Source organism: Snodgrassella alvi (assembly GCF_002777745.1).
Classification (GTDB): Bacteria; Pseudomonadota; Gammaproteobacteria; order Burkholderiales; family Neisseriaceae; genus Snodgrassella; species Snodgrassella alvi_D.
The window spans coordinates 12,237-31,149 of record NZ_MEIO01000023.1 but is presented as its reverse complement, the minus strand read 5'-3'; the positions used below and the strand labels follow the sequence as shown (position 1 = coordinate 31,149).

The window sequence follows — 18,913 nt, the reverse complement described above, 5'->3', positions numbered from 1 at the left end:
GGATCGGCAAAATCGCCCGGATCGCCGATATAGCGTGCCCAGCCATCAATCACGCCCGCGGGGATGCTGATGGATTGAGTACCGAGTTTGCCAATAGTATCGGCGCGGCCACGGCTATCGCGATTATAGAATGGTACATGTGCCTGCTGTTCGCTTACAAAATAGTCACAGCCGGCAAGCAGCAATACCTGCCACAGCAGCACCACAATAAGTAGACTTTTTCTAAATCCAGACTTCATAAGCAGCCTTTTTCTTTATTTTTTAATACAAAATTTAACATATTATATACATATATAGAATGCGAAATGTTGTTTCAGGGATTCTTTTTCTATTATCTGATAACTATTAATGGATAAATAAGGTTTGTAAAATGATTGAATTGCTATGGTTTGTTATACATAAGAAATAAATATTTATATATAAAGGTTTTGGGGGATGTTGTAGGTTTGCCGGTATAAATTTGGTTGTGACATGCTGCTGGATAATGGCTATGGATTGATCTTGTGTCTGGTACTTGATGCTTCTGTGTTTTTTTCTAATCGGATTAATAAGGTGGGTGCAATGGCGCTATGCTGAAGTTAGGCAAGGTGCTGGGTATAAGTATTATGCTTTTGCGGTATTCTGGCTTTTCTTGTGTTTTCTTTGTTTATTATTTTTTGTGAAATTTAAGGTTTTTATTAGTGTGTTGCAGCGCTACCGGTAAGGTTTTACTGGTAGCGTTTTTTATGGGTATTGGCTGTTTAGCGGGCACCGAAGCCGGTGAGCATGGTTTTGATGGTTTTGAAGAATATCAGTATGTCGAGTGAGAAGGAAAAATGTTTGATGTAGTAAAAATCGTGTTCGATTTTTATCTGGGTTTGTTCGGTGTCGGCGGCGTAGCCTTGGGTAACCTGCGCCCAGCCTGAGATGCCGGGTTTGACGATGTGACGGTAATCGTAGAAGGGGATTTCCTGAATAAACTGATCGACAAAGATTTTTTGCTCTGGGCGAGGGCCGATGAGGCTCATGTCGCCTTTGAGGATGTTCCAGAACTGGGGTAGTTCATCGATACGGGTTTTGCGGATGATGTGGCCAATGCGGGTGACGCGGGCATCGCGCAACTGTGCCATCTGGGCGCCGTTTTTTTCGGAGTCGCTGCACATGCTGCGGAATTTGTAGATGCAGAATTCGTGGCCGCCGCGCCCAACGCGGTTTTGCCGGAACAGGATATCGCCGGGACTTTCAAATTTGATGGCAATGGCGGTGATGAGCATAACCGGCAAGGTAATAGGAGCAGACAGGAGGATAAGGAGGATGTCGACAACGCGTTTAATTAGTACGTAGGTGGGTGATGGCAGGAGGGAACCGAGGTCGTTTTCGTACAGGTGATGGATTTTAACGCGGCCGGTAAGGAATTCTTCTACCTGACGGATGTTGTAGACGGGCATGCCGTTAAGGGTTTGCTGGGCAAGAAATTTCTGCCAGTGGTGGTTGAGTTCGGGTTCGTGCAGGTCGGCTACGATGCCGTTGATGGCAGTTGCTGCGGGCAGGCAGGGGCTGGTGAGTTTTATCCAGTTTACGTTGGGTAGCTGATGGGCGTTGTGGGCGCGGCCATAGGGCAGGTAGGCGTAGGTGGTGATGAATTTGTTGCGGTAGTAGATATAGGCTATGCACAAAAAGAGGGATAGGCAGCCTGCCATAAACAGAAACCATACGGTATAGGGCAGGTTGAAGAATTTCGCTGCCATCCACATGCCGAAGAACCAGAAGAAGGTATGTGGCAGGGCGATGACGGCGGATTTTCTGCCGGGAAAGTTGCTGAATACGGACAGGGATTTGGTGGTGAGTATGTGGGCGATACCGGCAAGGATGATGCTGGTGATGAAGGCGGCACGACCTTGATAGAAGCCTTTGATGGGTTGCATGATGGCCAGTGGCAACAGCATTACCAGCAGGGTTCCGAAGAAAAGGCGGCTTTTGTAGGACAGTAAACTTCGCATGATGTGTGATTTATTTGTTCAGGCGCAAATGTTGGTAGAGGCTGCCCAGCAGGCTGGTGGGTAACAGGCGGCTGCTGCCGCGCAGGGCAAAGCAGCTTAGGGCAGGTAGCAGGGGCTGGCTGTTGAGGCGGCGTTTGAGTTGCAGTAGCTGCCATTCGCTGCGGAGGTAGCGCAATCCGCGCCGGCGGGTATGCATGTTGCGGCCGGCACGGGCGTGGACAAGGGTTTGTGGTAGGTTGGCCGCTGGATAGCCAGCTGCCAGCAGGCGCAGCCACAGGTTGTAGTCTTCCATCCACTGATGGTGCTGGTAGCCGCCTACTGCCTGTACGGCGCTTTTGCGATAGGCGGCGGCCATGTGGTTGATGGGGTTGCGCCACTGGGCATAGCGGCGGATGGTTTGGTCGGTAAGGGGAACCTGTCTGACGGCGCTGATGTGCTCCGGGGTGGTGCTGAATTCGGCTATCTGGCCGCTAAGCAGGGCGATTTCGGGATGTTGCTGGATGTATGCCCACTGGTGTGCAAAGCGCTCTGGTACGCAGATGTCGTCGGTATCCATGCGCATAATCCATTCGTGCTGGCAATGCTGTAAGCCGGCATTCAGGGCTTTGCCCAGACCCATGTGCTGTGGCAGGGGGATGATTTTCAGTGGCAGCCGGTTGTGGTAGTGGCTGAGGATGCGGTGTAGTTCGCTGCTGATGGTGCCATCTAATACCATGATGATTTCTTCGGCCTGTATGCTCTGCGCGCACAGGCTGTCCAGACAGGCGCTGAGCCAGTCGGGCTGTTCCTGTGCATACAGGGAGAGCAGTACGGAAAAAGGACGAGTTTTCATTGGGTTGGCAGCGATGGGTGTTTGTATCGGTGGTTTGTCAAGATTTGTTGATTATATCGCAACAATATTAGCTGGTGCGCCCGGGTGGCGGGTGCTGCGGGTTTGTGCTGTTAAATCAAGGATTGTTGTTGATTTTTTACATTTATGTGTGTTGCGGTTGTGGTGGCTGGCTGCTGTTTTGTTCGAATGAGGCCGGGTTAGGCAGGTAGTGTTCGTAGAATGCACTCTGGGTAGCATTAAGTTGTGCCAGTTCGGCGCTGTTGTTGCCGGTGTAGCTGTCGTTGAGGCAGACGAAGCGGATTTCGGGATGCTGGTGCAGGTACTCGATGGTGTGGTTGAGTTCTGTTAGGTTGTTGATGTTGCGTGTGAAGCCGTCGTTGTGTTTGTGGGGGATGAAGGCTCCGCTGGCCAGATGCCAGTAGCGGTTGAGGTAGATGGTAAGGTCGTTATGGGCGCGGAAGCGGTTGGCAGTACAGGCGAGGATTTCAGGCTGGAAATGCTGGTAGACCTGTTGCAGGGTGCTGCGTGTATAGGGCTGGGGGAGATGCCAGTGGGCAAACCAGAAGTAGTGGCGGTAGAGGTATTTGAGCAGGGCGTTGCTGAGTTTTTCGCGCAGGCTGTAGCTGGGGGCGAATAGTTGCTGTGTGTTCAGGGTGTGGGGCTTATGTACGCGATTAATCAGGGCGATGTTGTTGTTGAGGGCGTCTACCCAGCTGCTCTGGCCGCGCAGGCGGCGAAACAGGGCGTTGCGTCTGAGCCAGCCGTGACAGAGGAAGTCGACCGGCAGGCCGTGCTGAAACAGGCGTTCGCGCGGGGTGGGGCGCAGGATAACGGTGTCGTCGTTGAGGTAGACGAAGTGTTCGCTCAGGCCTTTGAGGTTGACCAGATTCATTTCGATGGCGGATGAGTTGAATACGGGCAGGTTCTGCGGCTGAATAAACAGTTGTGTGTGGTCGATGATTTCGATTCTGGGATGGTTGGTTTGCAGCCAGTGCGGGCGCTGGTTGGCGGTAATCAGGTAGATTTTGTGATACCACGGGCAGTTTTGTTCGATGGAGCGTAGTACGTAGCGCAGGGTACCAAAGTCATGATAGCGGTTGTTGCTGGTGGCATCGTTGCGCCCTTGATGCTGGGGCAGGTAGTGGTTTTTTTCGGCCTGCCATACTGGATCGCTGCCATCTACCCATGGCAGGACGAAGTCAATCGGGGTGTTGTCGGTGTTGGTATTGGTGTTCATCGGTGTTTCCGTTTGAGCAAGGCGATGAGTTTCTGGCTGTTGCGGGCACCGATGGTGGTACGCAAGAGGTTTAGCAGCTGGCGTTTAAGCTGGTCTGTGTGTTTGCTGTCGTTCAGCCATGTGCCGTCGTAGTGATGGATGCAGACGGTATTGGCGGTGCGGTTCAGTTCATGGGTATAGGCATTTTTGGCCATGAAGTAGTCGCTGGGATAGACGCAGACGTAGCCGGGGATTTCTTGTTGCTGGTTGTTCAGGATAATGCCGTGCTGCTGGTAGAGCTGTTTGAATAGCTGGTTGATGGTGATGGGCTGCTGCGGGTTAAATTCGAGGTTCTGGTATTGCTGCCAGATGTCTTGCATGAGGGCGCTGCCGGCTTCGCAGCCCATGACTCCGGCCTGTGGATTACAGGTAAGCTGGCGGGTATAGGGGTTCATGCCTTGTTCGAAACCGGTAAAGCAGTGATGGTGCAGGAAAGGATCGAGTGAGGCAACCATTTGTACGTCGGTATCCAGATAGATGCCGCCGTGCTGATACAGTGCCTGAATGCGGCAGACATCGGCTACAAAGGCGTATTTGCCGGCGGCGTAGGCGGCGCGGGTATAGGGGTTGGCCTGATGGTCGAAGTTGTGTTCATTCCACAGCCGGATCTGGTAGTCGGGCAGAAACTGGCGCCAGCTATCGATGTACCGCTGGGTGGTGGCTGGTAGTGGCTGGGAGCCAAACCAGCAGTAATGAATCAGTTTGGGTATCATTGGGCAGGCCGGCGATATATGAGAAATAGCAGAATGCTGAAGGGTATGGCGGTGCTCAGGCCGGTAATGCAGCTCAGTTTAATCCAGTCTGGGTAGTTGTGCACGCTGATGCTGCTGACAGGATGCCAGCCGATGCTGATGGAGGCGGCGATGAGGGCGAATACTATCAACCATAATAAGTAGGGGCGTATGCAGGACAGGGACAGGATGTGCTTGCAGGTGTAATGTACCATTTCGCTGCTGCGGTATAGGAAGGATACTAGTGCGGCAAGCAGGATGCCTGCGCTGCCCCATATCTGGATAAAGCACAGGGAGCAGGTGATGTTGAGGGCTGCTTCGAGTAGTGCCTGTGGTTTGGTGGCTTTGTAACGGCCGGCAGCCATGATCATGGTCATGCTGGGAATGCGGCTGTTTTCAATGATGCCTACCAGCAGAAATAGGATGGCCAGTATTGGCTGGTGATAGTTGGCATCGGTCATGTTATGTGTGTAGAGCTGGATAAAGGGTACCAGCAGGAGGCCGGTGCAGGTGTAAACCCAGCCGAGAAAACACATGAATAGGCGGTTATAGCGGCAGAAGTTTTGTCTGGTACGTTCGGGATCGATGGTGAGGCTATGGCCGAAAATGGCCTGCATGCCCTGCGACAGGGACTGTAAGGCCATTTTGATGGCGCCGAAAATCAGGGCATAGACGGCATAAATGCTGGCGTCTTTGAGTGATAGGAAAAAGGTAATCAGTACCAGTGGGGAGCTGAATATCAGCAGGCCGGTAAGCTGGTGGGTGAGTGCGTCCCAGGTTTGTTGCAGTTGGTAGGCGTTGTGTTTGTTGTAGTGCTGGTTCAGGTTGTGGTAGTGGTGTCTGACATAGTGGCGGTACAGTAGGAATTTGCTTGCCTGTATCAGGGTGGAGGCTGTTTGTACGGTGAGGATGTTATAGCCGGTGCTGATCAGCCAGTAGCTGACGGCAATGTTGGCGAGAATGCTACCAGTCTGTATGGTGGAAATGATGTATGTTTTTTGGTCAGCGGTGAGTAGTGCGCGGTAGCTACCGAAAAAGAAGAAGTCGAGGATGTTGACGGCGCCCATAATCAACACCATGTAAAAGGTGAGGCTGGCGCTGATTTCGTTATGGGTAAGCCAGGCAAACAGGATGGCCAGTATCAGTAGTGCGATGGCAAACAGGCAGCCGGAGATGCGATAAAAATGATGGGTGGCTGCGAGAATGCGGTTGCGCAGCTGGTTATCATGGGCGGTTAGTGCCTGATAGAGTGCAACGATGGCAGCGGCGCCAATGCCGGCCTCAAGGAGAGTGAGGTAGGCAATGAATTGTTTGATGGAGGCGAGCATGCCATTGGTGGCTGAACCATAGGTTACGACAATTAGTGGCGGCAGGATAAATCCGCCCAGTGCAGTTATCAGTTGCAGCAATAGGTTTGCGGATATGTTTTTCAGGATAACTGCACGGGTACTCATGAAGCCTCAAGGGTATTCGCTGGCTTAATGGCAGTTACCGCTACGCTGCATTCGACCGTAACGGCCGGTAATGGCATTGATGTCATGCATGGCAGAATTGTCTACACCGCTAAATACAACACGCATTTTGGCAATGCTGATGGTACTGCTGTCTGTGTGGTTGTCGTTGTCACTGTCGTTGTCGCTACTGCTGCCACCCAGCGTGGTGATGAAGGCATCACTGAATCCCTGCATTTTGGCGCGCGCCATCAGGCTTTCTGCGTCTTCACGCCGGTTGAATACACCGAGGCTGACTTTGCCTTGATTGATGCCGTAGTCAAAGCCATGTTCCTGTAGGCGGGTACGCGTATTGCTGTCGCCACTTGAGGAGAGTGCCACCATGTAACGGGTGGGTGTAGGTGTCCGACGTGGTTTGGCGGAGCTGTTAGCCTGTTCGATGAAGCGGCTAGTGGTAAACGGCCAGTGATTAAGTAAGCCTTTGATGCGGTGGAAATCATCTTCTGGCAAGGTGACTGTGGCGGTACAGGTATTGGTGACGGGAGTGGGGGCAGTTGTAGTTGTAGGGGTAGGCGTGGTTGCAGATGTAGATGTAGATGTGTTTGTGGCCGGTTTGTCGGCGTTGTCGGGATTGTTTGTTTTGGGTTTGTTGGCAGCGGCGATATCGATTTTGCTGGCGGCTTTAGGAGCAGGCTCACTGCTGCTGACTACTGCTTCATCTGTACGGCGTACGCTGATATCCGGACTAGCTGGTGCGGGAGCTTCAGGAGTGTAGCTTGCAGCGCTGACCGCAGCGGGTGAGGCAGAGGTACCATGCACCAATTTACCAGCTATCATGCTGCCAAAAACAATAATATTTAATGCTACCAAGATTGCAAACAGCCATTTCATGCGTATTCGACCCAATTGAGTAAACCGTAAATCACTAAATTATCCACAATTTCAATGCGGTTGTCTAAGACAAATGTATTAGGTAGTGCCTGAGCTACTTTATTGGCACCGCCGCCGGTAATAATGATGTCCACAGGTTTGCCGGCACCGGCTTTCTGTTGTAGGCGGGCATGCATTAGTACGATGGCGCCACAGACTGCATCCATGATGCCGCTGGCCATGGCGTTTGGGGTGGTGGTGGCAAAGGCATAGGGCTTGCCCAGTGGACGGTTGAGGTTGGCTGTACGTCTGGATAATGCTTCTTTCATTAAATGAAATCCCGGCAGAATGCTGCCACCCAGATAATGATTGTCATCGGTAAGTGCATCTACTGTGACGGCTGTACCACAGCTTACCACGACGCAGGCATGACGACTATAACGCCGGCTGCCAATCACGTTAAACCAGCGGTCGGCGCCATGTTCGGCTGGATTGCGGTAATGATTATAGATGCCGAGCGCTTCTGGCATGGAAGGCAGCCATGTCACTGGACTGGGCAGAATATTGGCGATTTGCTGTTGGCGTGCTTTGCCACAAACAGCGCAGCCGATAATCCGCTGTACGCCGGTGCCATGTTGTGCCCAGTCCTGTGTTAATGGTTGCAGGTCGTAATAGGCTGCTTTGCCATAGCTGAGTATGCAGCCGTTTTCCACCCAGGCCCATTTGAGTTTGCTGTTGCCGGCGTCCAGTAGCAGGTAACGTTTGCTGCCAGCCTCTTTGAGCTGGTTCTGTGCTGCACCCGGACGCAGGCTGATTTCGCCGGTGACAAAGCTGCGTTCACCGCTGGCAGTTTGCAGCAGCAGGGCGCCGGAAGCAGCAATTCCGCTGACTGTACCTTCGGCAATGCTGCTGCCGTCGGCTAACAGGTGTACCATTTTTCCCTGATCTCGATGCAGGCTGTTGTAATCGGCTAGAAAGGGGTTAAGTCCATTCTGATTGAAGCGAGGCAGGTATTGTGCCAGTCGGGCCAGAATGCCCTGAAAAATCTGTGTTACTTGTGCCTGCGGCAGTAGTGACTGGATGGCAGTGGCTGTACCTATTTGGTCGGGTATGCTGAAGTTTAAGCCGATACCGATGACAGCAGTGGTTTGTTGTTTCTGTCGTGGTATGGTTTCAATCAGGATGCCACCAAGCTTGCTGTTATCCAGCATCAGGTCATTCGGCCATTTGATTTGTGCCGCTACACCAAGCTCGCGTAAGGTTTGTGCTACGGCCAGTGCCACAACCAGTGCCAGACCACCCAGCTCTGCCTGTGGACGCAGGAATGACCAGCTCAGGCTGAACATCAGGCATTCGCCGATGCGGTTTTTCCATGCTTTGTCCTGCCGACCACGGCCCGCAGTCTGTTCATAGGCCAGACAGATTTGTGGTGGTGTATCAGCAGGTAAGTGGCGTACTTGTTCCAGCAGGATGGTGTTGGTGGAGGTGGTTTGTACGAGCAGGCGGGGGTTAAAACCATACTGGCAGGCACAATTATTGAAGATGTGTTCAGGTATCAGTGCTAAGGTTTTGGTGAGCTGCCAGACACCATTCTGCTGGCGCAACAGATTCTGGATATGAGCAGGCATATCCTGCCAAGCTGCATTGAGCTGGGGGATTTTTTTATTCAAGGTGTTTGCCAGTGTCTGGACATCATGTGCCAGACCGTCAGCAAGCAGGGCCACTAAAGGCCAAAACGGTGTGTTCATAAAATGGCATCACCATAGTTATTATAGATAACAATGGGTTAATTCGGTGTTACAGGTTCTGCTGTATGCCGGGTGCGGGCAGAATGTGTCAACGGCTGTGTAGTCGCAACCGTTGACATTATTATCGCATGGTTTGGGAAATGTATCTGTCTGAGCTTACTCAACTACTATTTTAGGAAAGCGCTGGCTGTAGTCTTTGCCCTGATCTGCCAGCGCCTGCACCAGCTTCCAAGCTGCCTGTTCGTATAGGTTAGCGATTTGTGGGTGCTGTTGTGCAAGTATGCAGGCGGTACCGCTATCCATGGCTTCACGTACGGCCAGTGTTAATGGTAGTTGTCCCAGCAGGGGCACGCCGAGTCTGGCTGCCAATTCTTTACCGCCATCCTGTCCGAAAATGGATTCGGTATGGCCACAGTGAGAACAGATATGCATGGACATGTTTTCGAGCACGCCGAAAATAGGAATATTGACTTTCTGGAACATATTCACTGCTTTGCGTGCATCAATCAGAGCCACATCCTGCGGGGTAGTGACTACTACGGCACCGGTAACTGGAATTTTCTGTGCCAGTGTTAGCTGGATATCACCGGTGCCGGGGGGTAAATCGATAATGAGGTAATCTACATCGTCCCACTGGCTTTGAAACAGTAGCTGCTGTAAGGCCTGACTTACCATCGGGCCGCGCCAGATAACAGCCTGATCGGTATCGACTAAAAAGCCTACTGACATCACTTGAATTTCGCCGGCAGCCATTACTGGAATCATTTTACCTTCATGCTGGCGCGGTTCCTGTCCGGCCACGCCCAGCATGGTGGGCTGGCTGGGGCCGTAAATATCGGCATCAAGTACGCCTACGCGTGCGCCCATACGGCTTAAAGCCACTGCTAGATTGGCGCTGGTGGTGGATTTGCCCACACCGCCTTTGCCTGAGGCTATGGCGATGATGTTTTTCACGCCGGCAATGGTCTGTACGCCGGGCTGTACTTTGTGTCTGCCTATGGCCAGTTGTACCTGCACAAATAAGGGAGTATCGCCAAATTCGGCAGTGATGGCCTGATCAATGTGCTGTTGCAGTTCGTTAATGAGGTGTGCAACCGGATAGGGAAAGGTAAGCTCAAGATGAATGCCATCGCTGGCGATGGTCACGTTACTCACGGCTTTTTCACTGCCCAGAGTACGGTTACTGGCTGGGATGGTGATGCGGTTGAGTAGGGTGGTAATGGATTGTGTGTTCATGTAAGTTAAATCCGCGACTGTATTTTTGACGCATATTTTACCCTATATTGGCCTGCGGCCAGTGTTTGCCTCAGGCAGTGCCGGATAATCAGGATGGTGCCGGGTAGCAGCAGGCTAGACGGAGCTATCGGAAGCATTCATGCTGTTGCGTTGCCGGTATCGAATCCAGAGTAAACGCAGGCATAGGTAGGCCGGATACAGTAACAGTATCGAAACTATGAGGTAATGCAGATTGTGCCACTCGACTACGGCCTGACCATGAGCCAATGCCCATAATGCCCATAACCAGTGCCACCAGGCGGGCAGGCTGAACGCCAGTACAATCAGCAGGGCGGCAATTCTTGCCGGTGTCATCGGCCAGTCTTTATGCTGTTGCACGGCTCGATTGAGTTGTAGCAGGATATAGAAGGCTAAGCTGAGGGTAAGTATCATGCCGCCATTAGTGATTACCTGTAGCCAGCTAAAAGCAATATCTGGAGATAGTGGTAAACTGTTTTGCGGTGCCGGTGTTTGTTGCAGTGAGACGCTGGCAACAATATTCAGGATGAAACTGTAAATCAGATCCAGCCATAACAGCAATAACGGCCAGGTACGTTTCAGTCGTTGAAACATTGTTGTGTAACCATGAGAACCAATAATAGTGTGACAGTGTAACCATTGGTATTGGCTGCTGTAAATGGTTGTCAAATAGATGTTTCCGGTAAAATTTGCTGAAATTACAGTTGATTTGCTGTGTTTGCAGTTTGAAACTGGAAAATATGTGCGGTAAAACACTGCATTGTATTGGCTGTCATTATGTGCCGAAATTGCTGTATAAAAAATGATTAATGATTGCAAAGTCGGGAAAACACAGGGTTGGTGCGGTGATGAGATTCTGATATATGGCTGTAATGAACCTTCTTATAATTATTTTGTGGCGGTATTTCTGTTCTGGATATTTATGGTTTGTGAGCTGGTAGGAACGTCTGAGCTGTAAATTGTGTTGTATATATTTGTTTTTCAATTCGGATCGGTTAAAGATTATTGTAGTTTGATTTTAATCTGTAGGTATAATTTATTTGCTATATATATAATATTGAAAAAAATGATTTTAATTTTTTTTGCTTGGGTATTATGCTGAATTTTTATGCTTTTGTGGTGAAAAATAATTTTATTTAGATATCAGGAATTTAATTTAGTTGAATAATTGTAAGAGTGGTAAACGGCAAATTTTGTTTTTTTTGAGTTAGAATAAACACTCAAATTTAGTTTATTTTCAATTCTTATTGAATATTTTTATATGTTTTTAGGCCTTTAATAAGGTCTTTTTTTATTTTCTGCCTTTGAGAAAAGACACGATGACAAGATGTTTTCCTGCTGTGATGAAAATAAGCACTGTGCTTATCAGTGCTGCAACGATTACTTCTCCTGTATATGCTTCTGGATATCATTTAGGTTTACAGTCTGTAACGGCGGTAGCTACTGGTAATGCTGCGGCTGCTGAGGCTGCGGATGCGGCAACTATTGTGAATAACCCAGCGGGGTTGGTAAATCTGGATGGTACACAGATTGATACTAATCTGTTTTTAATTAAACCAGATATTAAATACCGTAATGCCCGCGGTACGTTTACGGATGGTTCTGCTGTGCAGGGACCTGAGCGCGATAATATTGCCAATACAGCTCAGCTAGTTCCACAACTGTATTTTTCCCACCGTCTGAATGATAAATGGGGTATGGGGCTGGGCGTATATATACCGTATGCGGCCAGAACCAATGATAGTTCTGACTCGGTGCTGCGTTATAACGTGAATAAAACCAATGTGAAAGCGCTGGATATTAATCCGGTTGTTGCTTATAAAATCAATGACAGGCATTCAGTTGGTGTGGGGCTGATTGCGCAGTATCTACATACAGAAGTGCAGAAATATGCTGATTTTACGCCGGCGGCCAGTGCAATGTCTGGAATTCCGCAGGCTGCATTACACCAGAAAGCGCCGGGAGCATTTGATGCGCGCGCTACGGTAAAAGGTAATGACTGGGGTTATGGTTTCAATGCTGGTTGGTTGTGGGATATTAATGATAATGTGCGGGCAGGTGTCAGCTATCGTTCCAAAATTAACCAGCATCTGCATGGTACCGCACGCTGGCAGTCTATGGGCAGTTATACGAAAAATCATACACCGCTGTTTGAGCAGCTTGGCTTTAAGGCTCTGGAAAGTGCTGAGGTGCAGATTACTACGCCGGAAGTAGTGTCGGTACATGGTATGTGGAAAGTGAATCCGCAGTGGAATGTGTTTGGTAATGTGAGCTGGACGCGCTCTTCGCGCCTGCATGAGCTGGATATTAACTTTGAGCATGACAAAGAGATTGACCCAGTTCATGGAGCTATTTCGAATACCACGCATATTGCCACCAACTGGCGTGATACCTATGCGGTGGGTGTGGGAGCTTCTTACCAGCAGAATCCGCGCTTGCAGTGGCGTTTCGGAGTGAATTATGACCAATCGCCGGTGCGCAGTTCGTCTACGCGCCTGTCTACGATTCCTGATGGCAATCGCTGGCTGTTTGGTGCTGGTGCCAAATATGATGTGAATAGAAAAGATACTGTAGCTGTATCATATGCTTATCTGCATATTCAGCATACACATATGAATCAGCAGGATCAGGGTGTACATGTTTCAAGTAATGTACGAGGTGAGGCAGATTATCATTCCCATGCACATATTGCTGGTGTTTCGTACACGCACCGTTTCTAAGATTTATCCGGGCGGACTGTTTATGTTGGATATGGATAAATCTGTTTAGTATTCAGTCTGTCTGGGTTATTTTTAGTCATAATTTGTATATAAATAACTAAACCATTGAGATTAATAAATTTTAACTACAATGTTGACATAAATTACAGGGGATTTTCTTTGCTCGCATAATAATCTGTCGTATGATGGTTTTGCTGTTCCATCTGGATAAAGCATTGTTAAACAAGGAGATGTATTATGAAGCATCAAGAAGGTTTACAAGATCCACGAACCAAGTATTACCATCAGGATTTTTCTAAACAGCATCAGCCTGCACCGGGCCTGCAAAGCAGGATGGATCCGGTACCGGATTGTGGCGAAAAAAGCTATCAGGGTCATGGTCGTTTGAGTGGCCGCAAAATTTTGGTTACCGGTGCCGATTCAGGTATTGGTCGAGCCGCAGCTATTGCCTATGCCCGTGAAGGCGCAGATTTGGCGCTTAACTATTTGCCGGCTGAAGAGGAAGACGCTAAGCAGGTTGCGGCGTTGGTGCAGGAAGCCGGTCGAAAAGTGGTGTGCATTCCCGGTGATTTGAGTGATGAGAATTTTTGCAAACAGCTGGTTGAAAAAGCTTATACGGAGCTGGGCGGACTAGATGGTCTGAGTTTTGCTGCCGGTAAACAGACTGCTGTAGCGCGCTTCTGTGATATCACTACGGAACAGTTGAAAAAAACATTTGAAATTAATGTGTTTTCCTTGTTCTGGATAATTCAAGCTGCTATGCCTCATTTGCCTGCTGGTGCAACCATTGTTACCACCAGCTCTGTACAGGCTTATCAGCCCAGTCCTAACTTGGTAGATTATGCTGCAACTAAAGCTGCGATTGTGGCCTTTACTCAGGCCTTGGCTAAACAGGTGGCCGAGAAAGGCATTCGAGTAAATTCTGTGGCACCGGGCCCAATCTGGACAGCTTTGGAAATTACCGGTGGCCAGCCTCCTGAAGCCATTCCGAAATTTGGTCAGAGTGAATCAATACTTGGCCGCGCCGGTCAGCCTGCTGAGCTTGCTTCTACTTATGTTTTCTTAATGTCTGATGATTCCAGCTATGTGTCAGCACAGGTATATGGAGTTACCGGCGGTATCGTATTATAAGTTAATAATCCGTCTGTAATTCATATTAATCCGTACTGGAACTTTTTTTCCGCACTGGTCGTGTACCAGCTGGAGAAATGAGTTCCAGTACGGATTTTTATTGATTTCAACCATTTTCCATAATTCGTTGTTTTTATGCATATGCTAATTTATATGTAAATTTATATTTGATATTTATATTATATCGGTGAATTTATGTTTTATATTGTTAGTCTGAAATGTACATTATTGTAATTAAATATAAATTTATCTGTTAGATTAGTATTTTTATACTATCTTTATTTAATATGATTATAAATTGCTGCCTTAGCATTTTTAGAATAATTGGTTTTCTGGTTAATGCTTGTGCTGTATCAAATTTTCTGAGCAGAATCTTATAGACGCTGGATCGTATTGATTTGTATTATTAATTTCACACGGTGACTATTAATATATTAATATATGGGAGAACGTATGACTGCCTCAAATTCAATACGCGCAACAATACCATTAAAAATTCTGTCTACCGGTGCAGCTATACCAGCAAGATGTGTGACATCATCTGAGTTAGACAGGCGTTTTAACAAGCCTGATGGTTATGTGCAGCGACGTTCGGGTATTGAGCACCGTTTTCACATTACCGATGATGTTAGTCAGGCACAGCTGGCAGCCATGGCGCTGTCTGATGCACTGCAACGCCAGCAAATTGCACCGGACTCTATTGACCTGCTGATTTCTGCTGCCGCAATTGGTACTCAGGCTTTACCGTATACCGCCGCGCATATTCTAAAAGTCAGCGATTTACCACAGAACATCGCCAGTTTTGATATCAATAATAGCTGCGTAGGCTTTATGACTGCGCTGGAAATGGCGGCCTGTCTGCTTAATCAGGGAGTATACCGGCGCATTGCTATTGTTTCTGCTGATCTGGCTTCGCGGGGGCTTAATTGGGATGATGAAGAATCTGCACTGATCTTTGGCGATGGTGCGGCTTGTGCGATTGTAGAAAAAGGCGACGGCAGTAGTGGCATTTTGTCTTTTTTGCTGGAAACCTATCCTGAAGGGCTGGATTTATGTGAGATACGTGCTGGAGGCACACGACGCAATCTGCGGGTAGGGATGGAAGACAGTGATTTTCTATTTGATATGAAAGGCAAGCAGTTATTCAGACTGGCCACAACACTGATTGAAAGCTTTGCCGAGCGCTTATTACAGCAGGCCGGTTTGAGTATGCCGCAAGTGGATTGTGTATTGATGCATCAGGCCAGCCATTTGGCGATCAAACACATTTGTAAACAGCTGCGTATCAGGCCAGATCAGTATGTAGATATTTACCGTTATCGCGGTAATCAGGTGGCCGCATCCATTCCTTCAGTAATGCATGAAGCATGGACGACGGGTCAGGTGCATGCAGGCAAACCGGTTATGCTGTTTGGCACAGCGGCCGGTCTGACACTTGGGGGCATGGTGCTGTTGCCATGAAAATACTGGTTACAGGAGCCACCAGTGGGCTAGGACGTAATGCGGCGGAATATTTATTACAACAAGGGCATCAGGTGCATGCCACCGGTCGTAATCAGGCAGCTGCACAATGGCTGCAACAGTATCAGGCATCATTTACTGCGCTGGATCTGGGGCAAGCTAGTCTTGAGCAGTGTGAACAGTTAATGCATGGCTGTGAGGCCGTCTGGCATTGTGCTGCTAAGTCCTCACCTTGGGGGAACTGGGCAGAATTCTATCAGGCGAATGTAGTGGCCACACGCAAGCTGGCACAGGCTGCCGGAACAGTTGGCGTAGCGTGTTTTGTGCATATTTCTACCCCGGCGGTGTATTTTGACTACCGGCCGCATTATCAGCTTAGTGAAGAATATTGTCCCAAACGTTTTGTAAATTCTTATGCCGCCAGTAAACATGCTGCCGAGCAGGAAATATTAAAGTTATTACCTCGCTTTCCGGAGACAATCTATACCATTCTGCGCCCGCGTGGCTTGTTTGGTCCTCATGACAGAGTGATTTTGCCGCGGATTTTGAATCAGTTGCAGGATGGGCAGCAGCAATTACGCCTGCCCGGTGGAGGCAAGGCACTGCTGGACTTGACCTTTGTACTAAATGTAGTGCAGGCAATGATGCTGGCTACCACTACTGCCGGACTGGCGTCGGGGCGAATTTACAATATTACTAATCAGCAGCCACAGCATCTGGTGGATATGTTGCAGCAATTACTGACTGAGCAACTGGGCTGGCATTATCAGATACGTGACGTGCCCTATCCGCTTGCCTATAGCGTGGCTGCGCTGTTGGAAGGGGTGGCGAAGCTGACGGGCAAAGAACCATTATGGACACGTTATGGCATTGGTGCGCTGTATTATGATATGACATTGGATAATAGCCGTGCCATCAGTGAACTGGGTTATCAGCCACAGTACAGTCTAGTACAAGCATTTGAAATAACGGCACAATGGTTGCGCCAACAAGGTATATCCAGACATGGCTGAAATTCTGAGTTTAGATAGCGGTTACTGTACTCATCTGGGTTGTGTAGCTTTGCGTGGCGCACCCATGCGCAAATGTAAATTTCCAGCTCTCGTCTATCTGCTGAGTGCGCACGGACGTTACTGGTTGTGGGATACCGGCTATGCCAGCTATTTCGATGACTATACCAAACAAGGCATATATCGTCTCTATCGCTGGGTAACACCTACCTATTTCAGCCCGCAGCAGGCGATACTGGCACAATTGCAGCAGCGGGGTATGACGGCGGCAGATATTACGGCTGTACTGATATCACATTTTCATGCCGATCATATTGCCGGCTTACGCGATTTCAGCAACTGTCGCATGATTTGCTCGGGTCAAGGCTGGCAGCAATTGCGCCCGCTGCGCGGAATGGCAGCACTAAAGCAGGCTTTTGTGCCCGGGCTGATACCAGATGGTTTTGAAAGCCAAGTGCAATTTGTAGAAACGTTTCCAGTGCAAGCACTACCGGCGCAGCTGGCTCCTTTTCAGTATGGTTATGCCTTGCCAGAGAGTAATGGGGAAATAGTGCTTGTGCCGCTGCCGGGTCATGCCGTGGGTCAGCTTGGTGCTTTTGTGGCTACAGATAATGGCTGGGTACTGCTGGCCAGCGACGCAGCTTGGTCTCACCTGAATTATCAGCAGATGCGGCCGCCACTGAAGCTGGCTAATGTGATTATGGATAATCCGCGTGCCTATTTGGCTACCCTGCAAGCCTTACAACAATTACATCAGGGCGGTGCGGCCACTATTCATCTGAGCCATGAAGGTGATTTATGAATACATTAATGACGATGTGGTATTACTGGCGGGCACGCCAGTTACATTTTACTGATCGCCAGCAGTTAGAACATTACCAGCAGCGACAGTTGCAGCGATTCTGCCGGCAGGTACTGGCAAAAAGCCCGTATTTTAAGCCTGTAAGTGCATTACCGCTGACTGAGTGGCCGCTAATGGACAAGGCAGTCATGATGGATAATTTCAACCGCATGAATACTGCTGGGCTAAATGTGGATGAATTGCTGGCCTGTGCACAGCGTAGTGAGACTGAGCGTGATTTTACGCCTAAAGTGGGACGATACAGCGTTGGTCTGTCCACCGGTACATCTGGCCGGCGCGGTGTATTTGTGGTGAGCGAACGCGAGCAGCAGCACTGGGCTGGCATGATGCTGGCGAAAATGCTGCCGGAGAGTATTTTCGCCGGAGAGCGGATAGCCTTGTTTCTGCGCGCAGATAATAATTTATATCAGACAGTAAATAATCGCTGGCTCAGCCTGACCTTTTTCGATTTGTTCAGCCCTTTCGCTGAGCATTTACCGCGTTTGCAGCAATTACAGCCGACTATTGTGGTAGGACCGGCGCAGGTGCTATGTGCGCTGGCTCAAGCGGTGCAGTGCGGACAATTAAACCTGCGGGTGAAAAAAGTGATTTCCGGAGCGGAAGTGTTAGAACCACAGGACAAATTGTTATTGCAGCAGGTGTTTGCTGATGTAGGAGAGGTCTATCAGGCAACAGAAGGATTTCTGGCGGCGAGCTGTCAGTATGGTACTTTGCATCTGAATGAAGAATTTATTTATGTTGAACCGCAATGGTTGGATGAAGAACGCTTTGTACCGCTGATTACTGATTTTAGCCGCACCACTCAACCAATTGTGCGTTACCGTTTGGATGATATTCTGGTGGCGCGCCAGAAACCCTGCCGCTGCGGTAAAGTAACGATGGCACTGGATCGCATTGAAGGACGCTGTGATGACCAGCTAGCATTACCTGCGCGTGATGGCAGCGTCCAACGGGTATTTGCGGATTTATGCCGGCGGGTGATTGCCAATGCTTTGCCAGCAGTGGCTGATTACCGCTTTATTCAGCGCGGCAATCAGCTACAATTGCTGGGTGATTGTGATTTACCAGTATTAGAGAATTGCCGTCAACAGTTAATTGATTTATTTCAGAAGCATGATATTGCATTGGAAAAAATCCACTGGCAGGTACAGTCAACACCTATTTTGCCGCAATTTGATGCCAAGCGTCGCCGTATTGTCCGAATGCGCACATAAATCTATTCCCAAAGCCGGATAAGCTGCCTTATTCTGGTTACAAAAATTATTTTATTATTTTAATTTCTTGTACCAATAACATTTATATCAAAAATAAATATGACCAAAATATATGATTAGTTGGTGTAGCCTTAATAACGCAATAAATGCGAATAATTATATTTTCTCTGCCATAACTTCTTAATGATCATGTAATAATATTGCCTTGCTGGTGTTGGTTTATATAGTAAATAAAGGTTAATTTATATAAATTTTATCTAAATATGCACCTTAACGCAGGCTAATGAAACCACTCTAATAAATGGTGAGAACCATTATTATTATAGTGCTATGTTTTTATTAAATATTTAGGTAAAAATTTGAATTTTTAAATA

At 48.7% G+C, this 18,913-nt stretch carries 17 protein-coding genes; 7 read left to right on the top strand and 10 right to left on the bottom strand.

What is annotated here, in order from left to right; genetic code table 11:
• Both BHC51_RS01150 and BHC51_RS01145 read right to left on the bottom strand, forming a co-directional pair.
• A partial coding sequence (locus tag BHC51_RS01150; RefSeq protein ID WP_143558716.1) for a hypothetical protein occupies window positions 1-239 on the bottom strand: 239 nt, incomplete at its 3' end.
• 501 nt (window positions 240-740) lie between these two features.
• Window positions 741-1,727, bottom strand: a complete 987-nt coding sequence (locus BHC51_RS01145; protein WP_257384750.1) for an exopolysaccharide biosynthesis polyprenyl glycosylphosphotransferase — start codon at window positions 1,725-1,727, stop codon at window positions 741-743.
• A gap of 27 nt (window positions 1,728-1,754) precedes the next feature.
• On the opposite strand from BHC51_RS01145, the gene BHC51_RS12985 reads away from it, so the two are divergent.
• Window positions 1,755-1,970, top strand: a complete 216-nt coding sequence (locus BHC51_RS12985) for a hypothetical protein (protein ID WP_257381456.1) — start codon at window positions 1,755-1,757, stop codon at window positions 1,968-1,970.
• Between the two features lie 19 nt (window positions 1,971-1,989).
• On the opposite strand, the gene BHC51_RS01140 is transcribed toward BHC51_RS12985, so the two are convergent.
• From BHC51_RS01140 to BHC51_RS01105, 8 genes are all read right to left on the bottom strand, one after another.
• Complete coding sequence (locus BHC51_RS01140; protein WP_100153125.1) at window positions 1,990-2,811, bottom strand: glycosyltransferase; 822 nt, start codon at window positions 2,809-2,811, stop codon at window positions 1,990-1,992.
• Window positions 2,812-2,953: 142 nt separating this feature from the next.
• Window positions 2,954-4,048, bottom strand: a complete 1,095-nt coding sequence (locus BHC51_RS01135) for a stealth family protein (RefSeq protein ID WP_100153124.1) — start codon at window positions 4,046-4,048, stop codon at window positions 2,954-2,956.
• A complete protein-coding gene (locus tag BHC51_RS01130) occupies window positions 4,045-4,800 on the bottom strand; it encodes a glycosyltransferase family 32 protein (protein ID WP_100099220.1) in 756 nt (251 codons plus the stop codon). Before BHC51_RS01130 ends, BHC51_RS01135 begins: the two co-directional genes overlap by 4 nt.
• Entirely contained in the window at window positions 4,797-6,272 is a 1,476-nt protein-coding gene (locus BHC51_RS01125) for a lipopolysaccharide biosynthesis protein (protein WP_100099219.1), read from the bottom strand. Before BHC51_RS01125 ends, BHC51_RS01130 begins: the two co-directional genes overlap by 4 nt.
• A gap of 24 nt (window positions 6,273-6,296) precedes the next feature.
• Window positions 6,297-7,175: a hypothetical protein gene (locus BHC51_RS01120; RefSeq protein WP_180296396.1), complete on the bottom strand. Its 879-nt coding sequence runs from the start codon at window positions 7,173-7,175 to the stop codon at window positions 6,297-6,299.
• Window positions 7,157-8,887: a biotin--[acetyl-CoA-carboxylase] ligase gene (locus BHC51_RS01115; RefSeq protein WP_100153123.1), complete on the bottom strand. Its 1,731-nt coding sequence runs from the start codon at window positions 8,885-8,887 to the stop codon at window positions 7,157-7,159. Before BHC51_RS01115 ends, BHC51_RS01120 begins: the two co-directional genes overlap by 19 nt.
• A 156-nt stretch (window positions 8,888-9,043) precedes the next feature.
• Window positions 9,044-10,123, bottom strand: a complete 1,080-nt coding sequence (apbC, locus tag BHC51_RS01110) for an iron-sulfur cluster carrier protein ApbC (RefSeq protein WP_100153122.1) — start codon at window positions 10,121-10,123, stop codon at window positions 9,044-9,046.
• 114 nt (window positions 10,124-10,237) lie between these two features.
• A complete protein-coding gene (locus tag BHC51_RS01105; protein WP_100124039.1) occupies window positions 10,238-10,735 on the bottom strand; it encodes a hypothetical protein in 498 nt (165 codons plus the stop codon).
• 749 nt (window positions 10,736-11,484) lie between these two features.
• Here BHC51_RS01105 and BHC51_RS01100 point away from each other — a divergent pair.
• From BHC51_RS01100 to BHC51_RS01075, 6 genes are all read left to right on the top strand, one after another.
• A complete protein-coding gene (locus BHC51_RS01100; protein WP_180296395.1) occupies window positions 11,485-12,861 on the top strand; it encodes an OmpP1/FadL family transporter in 1,377 nt (458 codons plus the stop codon).
• Window positions 12,862-13,098: 237 nt separating this feature from the next.
• Window positions 13,099-13,992, top strand: a complete 894-nt coding sequence (locus BHC51_RS01095) for an SDR family oxidoreductase (RefSeq protein WP_100099213.1) — start codon at window positions 13,099-13,101, stop codon at window positions 13,990-13,992.
• Between the two features lie 453 nt (window positions 13,993-14,445).
• Entirely contained in the window at window positions 14,446-15,453 is a 1,008-nt protein-coding gene (locus BHC51_RS01090) for a 3-oxoacyl-[acyl-carrier-protein] synthase III C-terminal domain-containing protein (RefSeq protein WP_100153121.1), read from the top strand.
• Window positions 15,360-16,466 carry an NAD-dependent epimerase/dehydratase family protein gene (locus BHC51_RS01085; RefSeq protein ID WP_218966360.1) on the top strand — a complete coding sequence of 369 codons (1,107 nt, stop codon included), beginning with the start codon at window positions 15,360-15,362 and terminating at the stop codon, window positions 16,464-16,466. Before BHC51_RS01090 ends, BHC51_RS01085 begins: the two co-directional genes overlap by 94 nt.
• A complete protein-coding gene (locus BHC51_RS01080; protein WP_100153119.1) occupies window positions 16,459-17,265 on the top strand; it encodes an MBL fold metallo-hydrolase in 807 nt (268 codons plus the stop codon). The genes BHC51_RS01085 and BHC51_RS01080 overlap by 8 nt, the downstream gene beginning before the upstream one ends.
• Window positions 17,262-18,539 carry a F390 synthetase-related protein gene (locus tag BHC51_RS01075; RefSeq protein WP_100153118.1) on the top strand — a complete coding sequence of 426 codons (1,278 nt, stop codon included), beginning with the start codon at window positions 17,262-17,264 and terminating at the stop codon, window positions 18,537-18,539. The genes BHC51_RS01080 and BHC51_RS01075 overlap by 4 nt, the downstream gene beginning before the upstream one ends.
• Window positions 18,540-18,913: the final 374 nt, after the last annotated feature.

Bases quoted from the DNA above. Each gene is read 5' to 3' on its own strand.
- BHC51_RS12985 (WP_257381456.1), top strand. From the start codon at position 1,755: ATGTGGCAGGGCGATGACGGCGGATTTTCTGCCGGGAAAGTTGCTGAA.
- BHC51_RS01075 (WP_100153118.1), top strand. From the start codon at position 17,262: ATGAATACATTAATGACGATGTGGTATTACTGGCGGGCACGCCAGTTA.
- BHC51_RS01100 (WP_180296395.1), top strand. From the start codon at position 11,485: ATGAAAATAAGCACTGTGCTTATCAGTGCTGCAACGATTACTTCTCCT.
- apbC (WP_100153122.1), bottom strand. From the start codon at position 10,123: ATGAACACACAATCCATTACCACCCTACTCAACCGCATCACCATCCCA.
- BHC51_RS01085 (WP_218966360.1), top strand. From the start codon at position 15,360: ATGGACGACGGGTCAGGTGCATGCAGGCAAACCGGTTATGCTGTTTGG.
- BHC51_RS01145 (WP_257384750.1), bottom strand. From the start codon at position 1,727: ATGGCAGCGAAATTCTTCAACCTGCCCTATACCGTATGGTTTCTGTTT.
- BHC51_RS01115 (WP_100153123.1), bottom strand. From the start codon at position 8,887: ATGAACACACCGTTTTGGCCTTTAGTGGCCCTGCTTGCTGACGGTCTG.
- BHC51_RS01130 (WP_100099220.1), bottom strand. From the start codon at position 4,800: ATGATACCCAAACTGATTCATTACTGCTGGTTTGGCTCCCAGCCACTA.
- BHC51_RS01095 (WP_100099213.1), top strand. From the start codon at position 13,099: ATGAAGCATCAAGAAGGTTTACAAGATCCACGAACCAAGTATTACCAT.
- BHC51_RS01140 (WP_100153125.1), bottom strand. From the start codon at position 2,811: ATGAAAACTCGTCCTTTTTCCGTACTGCTCTCCCTGTATGCACAGGAA.
- BHC51_RS01135 (WP_100153124.1), bottom strand. From the start codon at position 4,048: ATGAACACCAATACCAACACCGACAACACCCCGATTGACTTCGTCCTG.
- BHC51_RS01105 (WP_100124039.1), bottom strand. From the start codon at position 10,735: ATGTTTCAACGACTGAAACGTACCTGGCCGTTATTGCTGTTATGGCTG.
- BHC51_RS01080 (WP_100153119.1), top strand. From the start codon at position 16,459: ATGGCTGAAATTCTGAGTTTAGATAGCGGTTACTGTACTCATCTGGGT.
- BHC51_RS01090 (WP_100153121.1), top strand. From the start codon at position 14,446: ATGACTGCCTCAAATTCAATACGCGCAACAATACCATTAAAAATTCTG.
- BHC51_RS01125 (WP_100099219.1), bottom strand. From the start codon at position 6,272: ATGAGTACCCGTGCAGTTATCCTGAAAAACATATCCGCAAACCTATTG.